This is a genomic window from Clostridium sp. LXY-7 (assembly GCF_056172015.1).
The window spans coordinates 1,145,295-1,160,227 of record NZ_JBLLJL010000002.1; the positions used below are offsets into that span (position 1 = coordinate 1,145,295).

The 14,933-nt window shown below is 33.6% G+C and carries 16 protein-coding genes; 6 read left to right on the forward strand and 10 right to left on the reverse strand.

The window, feature by feature from the left end:
* Nucleotides 1–197 precede the first annotated feature (197 nt).
* The 5 genes from ACI48Q_RS12520 to ACI48Q_RS12540 all read right to left on the reverse strand — a co-directional run bounded on the left by ACI48Q_RS12520 (nt 198) and on the right by ACI48Q_RS12540 (nt 5,729).
* On the reverse strand, nt 198–752 hold the full coding sequence (locus tag ACI48Q_RS12520; RefSeq protein WP_474919417.1) for a GNAT family N-acetyltransferase: 555 nt from the start codon (nt 750–752) through the stop codon (nt 198–200).
* A gap of 402 nt (nt 753–1,154) precedes the next feature.
* Entirely contained in the window at nt 1,155–2,375 is a 1,221-nt protein-coding gene (locus tag ACI48Q_RS12525) for a helix-turn-helix domain-containing protein (protein WP_474919418.1), read from the reverse strand.
* Between the two features lie 31 nt (nt 2,376–2,406).
* Nucleotides 2,407–2,940 carry a VanZ family protein gene (locus ACI48Q_RS12530; RefSeq protein ID WP_474919419.1) on the reverse strand — a complete coding sequence of 178 codons (534 nt, stop codon included), beginning with the start codon at nt 2,938–2,940 and terminating at the stop codon, nt 2,407–2,409.
* Nucleotides 2,941–3,062: 122 nt separating this feature from the next.
* Nucleotides 3,063–4,088 (reverse strand): Cfr family 23S rRNA (adenine(2503)-C(8))-methyltransferase, encoded by a 1,026-nt coding sequence (locus tag ACI48Q_RS12535; protein ID WP_474919420.1) that lies wholly within the window; start codon nt 4,086–4,088, stop codon nt 3,063–3,065.
* 162 nt (nt 4,089–4,250) lie between these two features.
* Nucleotides 4,251–5,729: an Lsa family ABC-F type ribosomal protection protein gene (locus ACI48Q_RS12540; RefSeq protein WP_474919421.1), complete on the reverse strand. Its 1,479-nt coding sequence runs from the start codon at nt 5,727–5,729 to the stop codon at nt 4,251–4,253.
* A gap of 847 nt (nt 5,730–6,576) precedes the next feature.
* Between ACI48Q_RS12540 and ACI48Q_RS12545 the strand changes: the two genes are divergently transcribed.
* Complete coding sequence (locus ACI48Q_RS12545; RefSeq protein ID WP_474919422.1) at nt 6,577–7,689, forward strand: Ldh family oxidoreductase; 1,113 nt, start codon at nt 6,577–6,579, stop codon at nt 7,687–7,689.
* Between the two features lie 164 nt (nt 7,690–7,853).
* Here the strand turns inward: ACI48Q_RS12545 and ACI48Q_RS12550 are convergent, their stop codons facing one another.
* The gene (locus tag ACI48Q_RS12550) at nt 7,854–8,261 is read right to left on the reverse strand and encodes a GNAT family N-acetyltransferase (protein ID WP_474919423.1); all 408 of its coding nucleotides are present in this window, start codon (nt 8,259–8,261) and stop codon (nt 7,854–7,856) included.
* Between the two features lie 237 nt (nt 8,262–8,498).
* Here ACI48Q_RS12550 and ACI48Q_RS12555 point away from each other — a divergent pair, with 237 nt between their 5' ends.
* Nucleotides 8,499–8,894 (forward strand): DUF3888 domain-containing protein, encoded by a 396-nt coding sequence (locus ACI48Q_RS12555; protein WP_474919424.1) that lies wholly within the window; start codon nt 8,499–8,501, stop codon nt 8,892–8,894.
* A gap of 684 nt (nt 8,895–9,578) precedes the next feature.
* Here ACI48Q_RS12555 and ACI48Q_RS12560 read toward each other — a convergent pair.
* A complete protein-coding gene (locus tag ACI48Q_RS12560) occupies nt 9,579–10,502 on the reverse strand; it encodes a S66 peptidase family protein (RefSeq protein WP_474919425.1) in 924 nt (307 codons plus the stop codon).
* 337 nt (nt 10,503–10,839) lie between these two features.
* Entirely contained in the window at nt 10,840–10,998 is a 159-nt protein-coding gene (locus ACI48Q_RS12565; RefSeq protein ID WP_474919426.1) for a hypothetical protein, read from the reverse strand.
* Nucleotides 10,999–11,203: 205 nt separating this feature from the next.
* Here ACI48Q_RS12565 and ACI48Q_RS12570 point away from each other — a divergent pair, with 205 nt between their 5' ends.
* A complete protein-coding gene (locus ACI48Q_RS12570; RefSeq protein WP_474919427.1) occupies nt 11,204–11,668 on the forward strand; it encodes a GNAT family N-acetyltransferase in 465 nt (154 codons plus the stop codon).
* Nucleotides 11,669–12,168: 500 nt separating this feature from the next.
* Here ACI48Q_RS12570 and ACI48Q_RS12575 read toward each other — a convergent pair whose 3' ends face one another.
* The gene (locus ACI48Q_RS12575; protein ID WP_474919428.1) at nt 12,169–12,498 is read right to left on the reverse strand and encodes a winged helix-turn-helix transcriptional regulator; all 330 of its coding nucleotides are present in this window, start codon (nt 12,496–12,498) and stop codon (nt 12,169–12,171) included.
* 295 nt (nt 12,499–12,793) lie between these two features.
* Here ACI48Q_RS12575 and ACI48Q_RS12580 point away from each other — a divergent pair, with 295 nt between their 5' ends.
* Together ACI48Q_RS12580 and ACI48Q_RS12585 are read left to right on the forward strand one after the other, a co-directional pair.
* Nucleotides 12,794–13,120 (forward strand): cupin domain-containing protein, encoded by a 327-nt coding sequence (locus ACI48Q_RS12580; RefSeq protein WP_474919429.1) that lies wholly within the window; start codon nt 12,794–12,796, stop codon nt 13,118–13,120.
* Nucleotides 13,121–13,167: 47 nt separating this feature from the next.
* Complete coding sequence (locus ACI48Q_RS12585) at nt 13,168–13,548, forward strand: VOC family protein (protein ID WP_474919430.1); 381 nt, start codon at nt 13,168–13,170, stop codon at nt 13,546–13,548.
* Between the two features lie 198 nt (nt 13,549–13,746).
* Here ACI48Q_RS12585 and ACI48Q_RS12590 read toward each other — a convergent pair whose 3' ends face one another.
* The gene (locus tag ACI48Q_RS12590) at nt 13,747–14,088 is read right to left on the reverse strand and encodes a sigma 54-interacting transcriptional regulator (RefSeq protein WP_474919431.1); all 342 of its coding nucleotides are present in this window, start codon (nt 14,086–14,088) and stop codon (nt 13,747–13,749) included.
* Between the two features lie 198 nt (nt 14,089–14,286).
* Between ACI48Q_RS12590 and ACI48Q_RS12595 the strand changes: the two genes are divergently transcribed.
* The gene (locus ACI48Q_RS12595) at nt 14,287–14,688 is read left to right on the forward strand and encodes an Rrf2 family transcriptional regulator (RefSeq protein WP_474919432.1); all 402 of its coding nucleotides are present in this window, start codon (nt 14,287–14,289) and stop codon (nt 14,686–14,688) included.
* The last annotated feature ends 245 nt before the right edge of the window (nt 14,689–14,933 follow it).

Sequence of the window (14,933 nt, forward strand, 5' to 3'; positions counted from 1 at the left end):
GAGCAACGGGACTGAAAGAGCGCAAAGTAGTAAGTTTTTTTATGGTTCAGCTGTCCTTTCTTGAGTATAAAAAAGAGGCTAAGTCCATCGGCCATCGAACTCGCCCTAGAACTTAGCCTCTTAATTTCATATTAAGGTTTTATCTAAAGGGTATGCTCATAATCTCACCAACAAGCTGGAATTTGTCACTTACAAAACTACTTAATTTCTCTCCATTCATCCTCAAGAATTGCCATCAAAATCTCATCAGCATATTCTTTTCCATCCCATACAGCGTCACGCAGTACACCCTCCCGCTTGAAGCCAGCAGCAAGATAAGCCTTTTCCGCACGGGTATTGAACGAAAATACATCCAGCTCCAACCGATGTAGCTTCAGCTTTTCAAAGGCAAAATCCCTGGTCATTTTCACTGTCCAGGAGCCAATACCTCTCCCGCGCTCATTAGAATGGAAAATGCCGATGCGGTAATTCGCGCTTCGGGCCTCCCAATCAATCTCATTGATTACGCTCTCGCCAATGATGCGGCCATCTGGCGCGATAATCAAGAAATCATATCTGTCATCTGTTTCCACGCATTTCAGAAAGAAGTTTACCACTTCATCATGCACAAACTCTGTTTTGTAGCCAGTGAGCCGTGCCACTTCCCCGTCCAAGGGGTTAAAATTTTGCCTATAGTATTCCTCGGCATCTGCCGCCTGTGCCAAACGCAAAACATAACCATCTTTCGTCCATGTATGTCCTTCTTTTTTCATCAATGATATCCTCCTGATTTTTATTTCAGCTTATTTTTACCGTAGCTTTCTGTTGTAAATGCTCTGTACAGAACTACGGTTTTTGACAATAAAAAAAGTGAATGCAGCAAAACCAAAAGTTACATACCGATAAGGGAAATTTTCACCCAAGGCTCCAACCACAAGCTGCACCACCAGCATCCCAATCGAGATGATGACACTAAACAAACCATTCACTCGTGGGCACATATCCTTTAGCAGGTAAGTAAAATTTTTAGTCCATAAAATGCTTTTTTGTATAATCAACACTTCTTTCCTTACCTACTATATTATTATAACATCTATTTTAGACTTAAAAAAAGAGGGTGTATATGAGAAATATTCACTTATACACCCTCACTTAATTTGATTTTTTCTTCCCTTTTAGGAAATATCCATTTCTTCTTTAACTCGCAGTGCCTCTTTGTATTTTCGTTGGTGTTTATATAGCTGCACCAAGAAAGCTCCATAAAACCGCCTGAAACCAAATCCAAATGGCTTATCAACCTGTTCGTAGAGTTCTTTTAATACAGCTTCATACTTGACAGAGTCAAGATAATCTTTATTCTGTAAAAATTCTGCAAAACAGATCATCTGTTCATACAACGAATATTCTTTTGTCTCCACTTGGGAAACAGCCAGGCATTCCTTTGCCAATCCCAACTGTTCAGCAGCCTTTTCGACATTTCCTGTTTGCGTGTAAAGAATGGACAACTTCTGATATAGCATAACATTGTGATACGGCTCATCTTCCAAATCTCCTGCGTTGAACAAGTAGTAAAGTGCTTCTTCATAATACTGGCAGCTGAGATAAGCCGTTCCTAAATTATAATAAGCGTAGCTTTTTACTTGGATTTTATATCCTCTGGTTAAAGCAATCGCCCGCTCATAATATTTCTTAGAAACGGCTATGTCACGATGATTGCAATAGCAAGAGCCAAGAAGAAAACTTGCGCCAATTAAAACCGAAGGATTTCCTTCATCCGAAGCTAACCGATAGGCTTTTTCAGCTTTTTCGATACTCTCGCTATACTGACCGATATGGTAAAATACAGTAGCCATTTGGTAGTATATTACACTGTTGTCTCCATGTCGAGCGGCTTCCAGAAGTAATTGTACTGCTTCTTCTGTATAACCAATATTTTGAGCAGTGCCCAGATAGTATCTGGCCTTTTGGTTTTCATCCATATACTTAATAAACTGTTGCAGATAAACTTGCTCTGCTCCAGCACTTTCCTTATTGCTTGTATGAATGTTGAAAAACAGCAAATAAAGATGGTAATACAAATGCAATTCGCTGTTTTCCAATTGCTGCCCATATCGAGAAAAATACTCGCTCTCCATATCGAAAGCTTCATCCGCATCCAGCAGGGAGAAAAAATTGTCAAAATGTTCTTTTGCTTCAACTAAAAATGTTTCGTCCCGATAATATGAAATACCAAGAGCGGCAAACAGGTGGTCAATAATATCTGCACTTGCATCTGCTTGCCCCTGCTCGATTTTACAAAGATATGATGGGGCGCAAATACCTTTGCAGAGTCCATCCTGAGAAATATTTTGCTTTAGTCGGGATTGACGGATTAAAAACCCAATATAGTTGTTCAAAAAAGCCACCTCCTGTTCTGTACTTTTCCCTTTATGATTTCAGTTGCGCTAATACCTTTTGCGATATAGGTCTAAATGCCAGATATAGCGCATAGCCAATGATTCCGCCAAAGGTATTTGTAATTAAATCTGTAACATCAAATGCCCTGCCTTCACCACCGCCTGCCCAAATATAGAGCAATTGCATGGTTTCAATGGACAAACTGAATGCAAATGCCCATGCAGCGATACAAAAAACATTTCTTTTTTTAAAAAGAGGGAGAAGAAAACCAAAAGGCATCATCATAATGACATTGAGAACAATCTCACGCAAAGCATTTCCGTAGTTTTTAACTAAATCACGAAACGGAATCCAATTGATTGTTTGTAAAAACAAATTGTTTGTACCCATAATACCAGGTATAGGAAGTCTGAATGGCATTAGTGTCACAAATAATACCAAACAGATATACAGATATAGTAAGTTGAAAACCAAGAATTTGTCTTTGCTTTTTGTTCTCCATCGCTTAAAAAAGAAAGCAAAATAAATTACTCCCAATATCAAAAAATCCATAATATATTCCATCACTTATACCTCTCTAAATTCTAATTTATCTGCATGTTACAGAAATTATCTCCGTCATCTCCAATGTTTGAAAAAGCTTCAAAAAAGCTTTATCATTACCTTTTTGAGCTTTTTTCACTAACTTATTCATAACACAACTGTCCGCAAGCAGCACTAATTTCAGAACCAAATTGTGTTCTAACAGTTACACTAATACCAGCTTTCTTTAATGTACTGCAAAATTGCTTGATAGCACTTGAAGATTGAAATTTAAAAGTTGTTTTGTCCGTAGAATTATAAGGTATCAAATCAATGTGATATAAATGCTCCCATGAACCACGATTTTTCAATAAACCTACAACTGCCTCTGCATGTTCTTTCGAATCATTAATTCCTTCAAGCATAATATAAGCAATAAACACTCGTCGTCCCGTATGAATGATATGTTCATCTAATGTCTTCATTACCTCATTCAATGGAAATCTTTTATTTATAGGCATTAAATCGCTTCGTTGGCTTTCAAATGGTGAATGAAGTGAAAAAGCCAGATTCACTTGTGGAAATTCTTTGGTCAATCTTTGAATTCCTGGTATAATGCCAATTGTTGAAATAGTAATTCTTCGTTGACTTAACCCAAATAAATTTTGATCAGTTAAAATTTTTACTGCATCAAATAACTCCGGATTTGCAAAAGCCTCACCCATTCCCATAAATGAAATACTATTCAATCTATGGTCATTAAAATAGAAATAAAGTAATTGGTCAGTTATCTCATCAGCAGTAAGATTGCGTTTAAATCCAGCACTTCCCGTTGCACAAAAACGACATCCAAAACCACAACCACATTGGGAAGAAATACAAAACGATTCCCACCCCTGTTTATACTTTAGTCCAATAGCTTCTATTCTTTCTCCATCAGCCAATTCGAATAACAATTTTTGAGCTTGTTTAGAATCTTGTGAAAAAACAGGTATTACACTAGATACATTATTTCCGAACTCATTTACTAAAGCTATCCTTAACGCTTTTGGTAGTATATGCATATCATCAAAACTATCTATTCTTTGATGAAAAATAGCTTTTGTAAGCTGTTCGTATCTATAATCAGGTAATTTTAAATTTGATACTATTTGTTTTATTTTTCCATATTTAGTTTTTGTCTGTTTCATGTAGGCTTCCTCCTCACTATTAATAGTTAAGAAGCAAAGCCAGTATAATTAGCGACTTATACTACTCCATGCAAGCGTCGCCCAAAACATCTGGCTCTGCATGGAGCCTATTGTGTGTTACTTTTATATTCCCATTAAACATATTAATTGCCATTTCTACCTTTACAATTTTATTATTTTTGTTGCAACATTTTCACAAAATGCACTATCATGCTCAACAAACAAAATTGTAGGTTCATGTTCAATTAACAATTTCTCAATCTGCATACGAGAAATGACATCAATAAAATTCAACGGTTCATCCCAAATATACAAATGTGCCCGTTCACACAAACTTTTAGCAATCAATACCTTTTTCTTCTGTCCTCCACTAAAATCCTCCATATCCTTTTCAAACTGTTCTCTTGAAAAATCAAGTTTTCTAAGTATCGATTTAAATAAACTCTCATCAATACAGTGTTTATCTGCATATTCAGATAAGTTACCATATAAATCTGAAGTATCTTGTGAGACATACGAAATGATTAACTTATTATTCTTTCTTACAACTCCACTATGGGGAATGTCTTCTCCATAAATTAATTTCAATATACTTGATTTTCCGCTGCCATTCTTTCCTTGAATAGCAATTCTTTCACCTTGCTCTATAGTGAAGTTTACTCCTTTACAGACAATTCTATCATCATATTCAATTGCAACATTTGTAAGTTCTATAAGCTTTTTATCATGGAAAGTAAGCGATGCTATTTTTAAACTTTCATTAGATTCAATATTTTTAAGAAGCTTTGATTTTTCCTCAATCATGTTTTGTTGTCTAGCTTCTATATTTTTAGCACGCTTCATCATCTTTGCAGCTTTATGTCCAACATATCCTTTATCTAATTTGCTCCCAGAATTAGTAGTTCCATACTTACTGCTTTCAACACTATCTGACCACGTAGATGTACGTTTTGCCGAGCTGGAAAGTCTGTTAATATCCTTTTTCAATTTTTCGTTTTCTGCTAACTCAAAACCATCCTGTAATTCTTTGTTTTTCCACCATGAAGAAAAATTTCCTTTTTGTATTTCAATATTAGTTTTATTAATGGACAGGATATGGTCAACACAATTATCCAAAAAATACCTATCATGTGAAATCAGAATAAATCCTTTCTTTTTTTTCAAGTAATTACTTAGTTTTTGCCTAGCTTCAGCATCCAAATGGTTGGTAGGTTCATCAATAAGTAAGAAGGAGTTCTCCTTCAAAAACATAGCGGCCAACAGTGCTTTGGTCTGCTCTCCTTTAGATAGTGTATAAAACTGTCTATATAAAGCATCGTAGTCCATATCTAACAAAGATAATTCTTTTACTATTTCCCAATCCATTGAATTTGGACTAATCTCCCTTATGACATCTATGGTGAAATTGCCTTGCTCCTGCACCTCATAAGGAAAATATTCAAAAGTCACATCAGCTGAAATGTTTCCACTATATTCGTATTTCCCAAGTAAAAGATTTAGAAAAGTAGTCTTTCCTCTTCCATTTCTTCCAGTAAAGCCTAATTTCCAATCGGTATCAATTTGAAAACTAATATTTTCAAAAATATTATCATAGCTACCTTCATAAGCAAAGGTTAGGTTTGTAACATTTATTAAAGACATATTTTTGTCCTCCTCTGTATTTAATAGTATAAATAACAAAGTCGGAACAATAGGCGACCTTGTTATTTCTCCATATAAGTGTCGCCTGCAGTATCCGGCTCTATATGGAGATTATCATGTGTTAGCAAAGTGTCTTTATTTATCATAATATTATTTATCCTCCTTATTCGAATTATTTATAAAAAAGTAAGAGCTGCAAGAATTAATTATTCTTACAGCTCATAGATATACGTAGTTAAGCTAATCATTATAGCATAACACAAGTGTATATATTAAGAGAAAAAAGAATAATTTTCTTGCATAAGTACAACAAAACAAACAGAACGCACCTGTTTATCTTTGTATTAAATGTACTCTAAAAATTAGCAAGAAAAATTAATCATTTTTTCACCTCAAATTTCAATTTTTTTATCATTATACTATTATATGTCGAAAAAGTCAATTAAGAGTGAATCAAGAAAATCTATTTCTTCTCTATCTTTATTATTTATTTCTATTCTTTATTTTTAATAGCAGTTAATTTCACTATAACGCATATTTTTCATGGATATAAACACCATTTACAATTACTTCCCATACTCTTTTTCAATCAGATACTGGTAAGAAAAAATTTAATGGACGAAACTAAAAATTCAGCGGCAAGGATTTGATAAACAGACATTGTTTTGTAACATATATTATATTTATATAATATAATTAAAGTCTTTAAAATTTTATTGACTTTCAGTAATTTTAAGTATACTATATGTTTATAAACAGGAGCTCTGTGATATGGAGAAAAGCGACTGCCATTATTTGGTGTCGCTTTTTTTTCTATTTAACTTTAAACTTTATAGGAGGAAATGGTATGAAAACTAAATCTAACATTGTTGATTGGAAAACTATTACAAATTTTGTGGTAGATGCCTTCAAAGGATATGGAATTCCTGAAGAAGACGCGAAAATCTGTGCAGATGTATTGCTTGAGTCTGACAAACGGGGAATTGAATCCCATGGAGTAAATCGATTTAAGCCAATCTATTTAGACCGTATTAAAGCAGGCATCCAGAATCCAGTTACGAATTTTGAAATCATAAAAGAAACCCCCACAACTGCAGTTGTTGACGGTCACGACGGTATGGGGCAGGTAATTGGCGTAAAAGCAATGAATATGGCAATTGAAAAAGCTAAAAAATACGGAATGGGTATGGTCGTGGCACGTAACTCTACTCATTACGGCATTGCGGGTTATTATGCCACAATGGCTTCCAACGCAGGATGTATTGGGATTACCGGCACAAATGCTAGGCCTTCCATTGCACCAACCTTCGGTGTGGAAAATATGCTGGGTACAAATCCTCTTACTTTTGGCATGCCCACCGATGAAGAATTTCCATTTGTACTGGATTGTGCTACCTCAATAACACAACGGGGCCGTATTGAATATTATTCCCGTCTCGGTAATCCTACACCTGCTGGCATGGTTATTGGACGCGACGGACAGGCAAAAACCGACTCAGACCAGATTTTATCCGATTTAAATACAGGACGTGCGGCACTTGCTCCTCTTGGCGGAATTGGAGAAGAACTGGCGGGTTACAAAGGATATGGTTATGCTACCGTAGTTGAAATTCTCTCTGCAGCCTTACAGCAAGGCAACTTCCTACGGGCATTAACCGGCATCGGAGAAAACGGTGAAAAAGTTCCATTCCACCTTGGACACTTCTTCATGGCAATTGATACGGAAGCTTTTATGGGCCTTGAGGCCTTTAAAAAGACCTGCGGTGATATTCTGCGTGAACTTCGCAGCTCAACCAAAGCCCCTGGTGAAGACCATATCTATACAGCTGGTGAAAAAGAATATCTGGTATGGCAGCAGCGTAAAGACAGCGGAGTACCGATTAATGAAGCAGTACAAAAAGAAATTATAAAAATACGGGATGAATTAGGTTTGACACAATATCAATTCCCATTTGAATAAGAGGTGTATTATTGATACAAAATAAAACTAATTCATATTATAAGTATATTTAATAAATTGTTGAAATTGAGCTTCATATTATTACTGCGAATACCATTTGCAGGGATAATATGAAGCTCATATCAATTAATTTGTAATGTAGTTTCATTATTACAATCTATATATTACAAATATCTTTTTGCCATGCCAACAGACTTTGGCGCCGAATACTCGAACCCAAATTTTTTATATAACCTATCTGCTGGAACATCAGCAATTAAACTTACATAAGAACTTTTTGGTACATAATTCTCTAAATATTTAGTTATTTCCGACATAATTAAATTACCTAATCCATTTCCCTGATATGAGGGGGCCACAGCGATATCTACTATATGATAAAAGCATCCTTTATCCCCTATAATTCTCCCCATGCCAACTAGTTTATCGGACTCCCTTAAAGTAACCATAAAAATAGAATTTTTCAATCCTATTTCCGATGCCACTTCATCCTTTGAACTCAATCCCGAAACTATCCGTAAATTATTATATTCCTGTGCACTTGGAATTTCATATAAAACATTTATATTCATATTAAAATTTCCTCCCTCTTTTATTTTACTTTACATTGCAAACCTACTATCCTATTCCTTCTCTATCAAGACTAACCACTGATTACTTTATAGAATCTATTGTAACATCCTTTCCTTTAGAATTGCCACATCCAACTAATAAGAAAAGTATAGCCATTGAAATTATAATTATGGCTTTAGTTCTATCTGTCTGTATATTTTCTCTTATACGGTAAAACCTAAGGTTGAGGTGATGTTATGTTTAGAAAATCTAGTGCGTTAATTTTAACACTTACATTAATTTTATATTTTTTATCTTCTGTTCCATCATATGCTATTACTAATTTTGATATATGTACATCTATTATTCAACCAGAGTCAACTAGTAAGACTCTCGAAAAAAATGTTATTGTTTCTTTACTTGTTCCTTATATAATTAAAGCTTTCGAAGAACGAGACATCTCACATGAAATGTTTAAATTAGATGATATAATTATTACTTCAATAACAAAATTACCAGATGATAGCATTCAAATTAAATTAAATGTCCGTACATTTCCTCTTCAATCTTATGAGCCTCCTTATGGAATTTATGATATCATTGTAAATATAAATGGAAAATCTGTAACTATTACTGATATGAAGGAATATTAATATATCTCATGTCAATTCCTTGTTTGAAATTTGGCTTTGTTTTAATATAGTGTTGATAATGAACTATATATTATTACTCACAAACCGTTTCGAAAGATTGATTTACTAAGGCCTTATTCAAGTAAAAAGCTAAAATACAACAACTCGATTCTCTCGAACAGGTTGTATTTCTTAACGCTTTTTACTTTCATATGGCCTAAGTAAATCTAATCTTCCTGCAAATGGTTTGCTTCGCAATAATATATAGTTCTAAAATCAACAATCATTTGAAACAAAGCCAAATTTTAAAATATGAATATTATTTTAGCAATCCATTATTCATCATAAGTCACAAAGAAACAGCATTAGTTTTTACTAAACTAATGCTGTTTTTATCATGACTTACCTAATAACTTTTATTTAATTTCTTGTATGTGGAAGTTGTCAATAATATCATCGCATAAATTTTTATTCAAAATTTTTACAGTTACATTTCAAAAAAGATGGATCTATGTCAATATTTTAGACACAATTTTCCGAAGGTCGTTAAGAAACTTTTTTAACTCTATCTTCACACTGCTGAGGGGTTATATACTCTATACTGCTGTGAATTCTTCCTTTATTTTTTCAGTTGTGACGCTAAATCAGAATTGTCGGCATTGATGTACATATAGTGATGCCCATCAGAATTTGATATGAAAAATTTTATATACTCACTGTTGGCTCAAGTACTGTCAATGTATTGTTATAAGTGTTAAGGTTAGTTTGAGCACCTATAGGTATAGCCATCTTGTATGTGCCATGTCCTGATGCTAAATTTGTCATAAGGGGTTTATTCAATGGTATCATAACTTCATTAATTAAATCTTCATATGACTTATCATATGCAATGGTACAATTCGTACATTCACCCATAATGATCCCTGCACACTCCTTAAATTTACCTGCTAATATTAGATGGTTTATATACCTGTAAACTGTATTAATAGGCTCATGAACTTCTTCGATTAATATTATCTTTCCTCTAGTATCAATCTCAAATGGGGTGCCAAGGTTATCTACAAAAGATGTAAGGTTACCTCCTACTATAGCTCCCGTTACATTTCCAGGGACTCTGCTTATTAGAGGCATTCCAGGAGGATTTTCAAGTTCCCTTGGTGATGTAAGTGTAGACGTAGCAGTGAAAAACTGATCGAAGTTGTATGCAGGAGTAGTCGGTCTAAAGTCTATTAAAAGAAGACTATGAAAAGTAATTAAGTTAGCCCACATATACAAAACATTTAATAAAATTGTTATATCACTATACCCTGTGACAATTTTGGGATTCTGTGCGATAACAGAGTAATCGAGATATGGTATAATACCTGCAACACCTACTCCACCCCTTGAGGGTATAATAGCCTTCACCTCAGGGTTTTTAAACATTTCCATCAAATCAGAGGCCCTCTGTTCTTCTGTGGCTGCAATATATCCATTATAAGAATATACGTATTCTCCTAAAACTACATTAAAGCCCATATTCTCAAGAGTCTGTATACCTCTATTAATGGAATTCGCAGATAATGGACTCCCTAAAGTAACTATTCCAATTGTATCTCCTGCACGTAAAATTTGTGGTCTCGTTGCCATACTCATTCACCTTCTAAATAACTTAATTTTCATTATTACTAGGATATTATATAAAGGTAATCATTGTTACTTATATCTTTTGTATAAGAATATAAATTCTTCTATTTTTAAACATGGTATTATTCGCTTTCAACCATTTATGATTTGCTTAACAGCCGCCAATGAAAATGGGCAAGCGATGTATCACAATAGTTTGCTATGAGGATTTTTGAATTGTTAAGAATATTAAATTGTCAAGGTATGGCTGCTATTTATTTTATTTTCGTAGCAAAGAACATCATTAGTACTTTTTGTTTCAAAAGTTTCGTCACCTTTATATTCATAATGTGAATTAACTTCACTTAACTTTTCCTTTATACTCATCTTTATTATCCCAATCTAACTTTTGACTGCATTTCCTGCAACTTCCCACGTCACAAAGAAATATTTTGCAACTTGGGCAAAAGTATGCAATCCCAAATTCTTTATCATACTTCCAAAGAACACTTTTCACCATTCTTTCTTACTCCTTGTTACCCCTAATATTTGAAACATGTCTAATAGTTTTTAGTGAAGATTTCTATTATTTGTTTCAAATATATGGTAAAATTAAACATGCGTGATGTTTAATTCAAATATCTCTGGAGCCGTGAAAATCCTATATTGCACACTACAATTAACTAGTTAAATGCAATTAATATAATTGGGAGGATGATTATTAGATGACGAAAATATCGAATCAACAAACTATAATTGACATAGCGCCGCTAAGAGCAGTGGACCGTAACCGTTGGAACATTTTGGCTCGAAGTTACAAAACCTTTTACGATACTGAACTCTCCGACTCCGAATACGATGAGGTTTGGAACCACTTGCTGAACTCCGATGAAATCTTCGGTTTTGGCGCATATCTTCAAGGAAACTTGATTGGTATCACTCACTACCTGTTTCATCGTACTATCTGGATGGAAAAAGTCTGTTACCTACAAGACCTCTTTGTCGATGATGTTGCCCGTGGGCGTGGGGTAGCTCGCGCACTCATTGAGCAAGTAGCTCAAGCTGCACGCGAACATAATGCTTCTAAACTCTATTGGCAAACTCACCAAGACAATGCCAGCGCTCGTGTTCTCTATGACAAGATTGCGCATCACAAAGGGTTCATTCGCTATGACTATTCGCTTGAATAAAGCAAGCATGACCCTCATATCATCACATCCGGCTTCACAAAATCACCCTGTTCATTAAATATCATTTCAACCATAGTTCCATAATTACATTTCCAAAGTCCCATATGATTTCCTCTTTAAATTCAGACCTATTTATGTCGTATTTTAATCATATGTGTGTGGATAATCTCCCCCATGTTCTGAATGGCAGATTTATTAAATTGTATTTTGGATTTATATTAAAACGAAGGCATCAAGATTTTTCATCTCAATGCCTCTGTCTTTCTAATTTCATAATAATAAGATGAATATCAAGCAATATTAAAGAAAAAACCTTCTAAACGCGAATTAGAAAACCAAAGAATAGACCTTAGGATTTTGGAAATACATAATAATTAGTATGATTTGATGCAGATAAAGATATCCGCAGTATGTTGTAGGATATCTTTCTAAATAGGTATGTTTAAAAATATAATAGCTCTTTAGAGAGTTAAATTTTCAAAAGTTACTAAAATTGATTTTTATTGTTTAGTTCTGATTTGTTTAATGTGTGCAACACCCCATGTGTTCATAGAATCTAAGATTGGTTTCAATGAGTGTCCGAGTTCCGTCAGTGAGTATTCTACCCTCGGTGGTACTTCCGGATAGACCTTTCTATCAACTATTCCGTCTGACTCCAACTGTTTAAGCTGCTGCGTTAGCATCTTCTGGCTTATTCCACTAATTCCTTTACTTAGTTCAGAGAATCTTTGGATTCCGTTATTAAGCAGATTTCTTATTATTAAGACTTTCCATTTATGCCCTATTAAATTTACAGTATGCTCAATAGGACATGATTTATCACATGGCATTATGCTCCCTCCAACTCATCTTTATTCAATACTTACTGTTTGGTTAGTATTGAACTTAAAAGTGCCTTCTTGTAAAAAGAAAGTAACCATACTATGATAATTTTATAGTAATTCATTTGTAAATTCAAGCGCTTGTAATTTATTCATTGGATAAAAGAGTGGATACTTGCTCTTTGTTTAGCTATTCCTATCTCAACCTTTGTTCCCCAATAATTAGAAAAGGGATTATAAAAATTACAGAGGATTGACTAAAAATATAAATACAACAAAACTATATAAAAAAGGAGAATTTGTTATGCAAAAAATTAATATTGAAAATATTTTAGACTTTGCAGTTGGCAAAAGTGCCCGTAAAGAAATATTTAAAGAAGGTCAGCTAGATATAGGCCTTTTGCTTTACGCCCCTGGACAAACAACACCTGATCATAAACATTCGGATATCGACGAAGTTTTTTATGTAATTTCTGGTGAAGGCACCATTACTATAAACAACGAACCAATGCTTGTAAAAGAAAAAGACATAATTTTTTCCCCTCATGATGAAAAACATGGATTCCAAAATACGACTTCCTCCAATTGGGTGGTATTGCAGATTAAAATGACATTACCAAAAGAAAACTGAATACAGAGTTTATAAACACTAAATAATGAACTAGGAGGTATTAATAAATGTTTACACACATTGATCATATTGCAATTTCTGTAAAAGATAGAAAAAAGTCTATTGACTTTTATGAGAAAAACTTTGGGTTTAAAAAATATTTTGAACACGATGTTCCTGGTGTACCTGAGATTGAAAAAGTTGTCTATCTTCAACTAGGTGAGACTGTATTAGAACTTGAGAATTGGACAAAGAAAAAAGTGAATTCGGGATACCACTTTTGCCTTATTAGTGATGACTTCGATGCAGATTACGATAGACTCATAAAAGCGGGTATACCTGTTGTTACTGAGCCGCATATTCCCAGTCCCAGAACCCCTCAAGAAAAGGGTTGGAAAAGAGTTGTCTTTAAAGGTCCAGATGACGAACATATCGAATTTCGAGGTTAAATCAAATCAAGGAGAAAACTACTTGAAGTTCTAAATGTTGTCTATTTACCGTTTTAAAAATGCAGTTAAACCACGACAATTACAAATTGTCGTGGTTTTTATTGTCTTATTTAAAATTGCCTTCCAAGTTTAAAGAGGACGAGTATTAATGAAGCAGTTTTACCCACTAGATTATTCAATTGTGATCCTCTGTAGACACTACTTATTTAAAGGGACAAATGGCATCTGATTTCTTTGGCTATGAAAATGAATTGATTGTGCAACAAGCTCTTTCCCCGTTCCAGTTTCTCCTGAAATAAGAACAGATGAATCAGTTTTGCCTACCCTTAAAATCTTTTCTTTAATTTCAAGCATAATCGGATCATTGGTAATGATATCTTTTAGAGGTATATGCATTCCTGTTCTATTTTCGTTTTTAAATTCCTTCTGTTTAGTATCATACAAAGTGCTGTATTCTATGATACCTTCCTTATTAACAATAATAATCCAATCAATTTCGTCATACAAATTCAATGCATTATTAAGAGCTTTATTTATCAACTGATTCACTTCCTCTAAATTTTATTAATAAACTATAACTTTCAATACTTCTAAAATATAACTTTCATTTTATATTATTATCTCTTTAATTTAACTCAGTATATCATAAATAAATAATAAAAAAACCATTTGACAAGGCGATAGATTTAAAGTTATTATAGATATATTAAGTCTTTTATTGGAGGTGATTCACACATTATGAAATATTCAAAGGCTACAAATTATGCCCTTCACACTATGCTTTTTCTTGCAATGGACACACCAAATAAACTTGTTAGTGTACAGGATTTAGCAGAAAAACAAAAAGTTTCTCCAACGTACTTGTCCAAAATATTGACTAAGTTAGCTAAGGAGGGAATGGTTAATTCTTCTTCAGGTGTCAACGGAGGTTATTCCCTTAGTCAAAATTGGGAAGATATTTCATTCTTGGACATCATACATGCTATTGAAGGTAAATCATCTTTATTTGATTGCTGTTTAGATTCTCCTTCAGAATGTGTTATAAAGAAAATAATGCTTTCGGCAGAGGAAAAAATGGAGGAAGAGTTAAAGAATCAAAGAATATCAGATCTTGTTAAGAAAATACCTGTGGATTTATAATCCACTCTTATTTTTAAATGAATTACAGATATAAAGAGTCTTTTAAATCTTTGAATCATGGTTTTAAATTGATATGGATAAATCTCAAATTTAATTAGGCTAAATATCTTCCATCAATTCTAAATATAAAACAGTATTATAGAAAAAGTCTATTCATCTGTCTCTACTTTGATAGGTGAAATTAAAAAACTGATTCTTCATTGTTATTTTAAAAAAATTTTAATCCTATCATTACAAGTAAAAAA